Origin of the sequence: Enterococcus sp. FR204 (assembly GCF_031143325.1) — a bacterium.
Taxonomy (GTDB): Bacteria; Bacillota; Bacilli; order Lactobacillales; family Enterococcaceae; genus Enterococcus_B; species Enterococcus_B faecium.
On record NZ_JAKZIW010000112.1, the window covers coordinates 1 to 497 of the forward strand.

Sequence of the window (497 nt, forward strand, 5' to 3'; positions counted from 1 at the left end):
GTTTCAAATTACTAAAATCATTATCCCTATAATTACTATTCCAATAGTATCGAATGCGTTAGGGCCAAGTGGAATTGGTATTTATAATTATACTTTTTCAATTGCTCAATATTTTGTTTTAGTTGCAGGATTAGGTGTTGCAATTTATGGAAATAGAGAAATTACTTTAACACTTAACAGAAATAAAGAAGAATTATCAAAAGTATTTTGGGAAATACTGATGTTTAAAGCAATGACAACTATTTTTGTTCTTATGTTTTATTTTGCTTTAACTTTCTTCTTAGAGAATAAAATTTATTTATTGATACAATCCTTGACGATTATAGCCGTATTTTTTGATGTTTCGTGGTTTTTTATGGGGATTGAAGATTTTAAAAAAACTAGTATTTCTAATTTATTGGTACAAATTGTTACGTTTGTTTTAATTGTTTTCTTGATTAAAAATGAAGGAGATGCATTAAAATATACACTTATTCAAGCGTTAGGTTTAGTATGTT

General features: G+C 25.8%; 1 protein-coding gene. It reads left to right on the top strand.

Features of this window, described 5'->3' with window-relative positions; genetic code table 11:
- A partial coding sequence (locus tag RG571_RS12070; protein WP_308947730.1) for an oligosaccharide flippase family protein occupies positions 1-497 on the top strand: 497 nt, incomplete at both ends.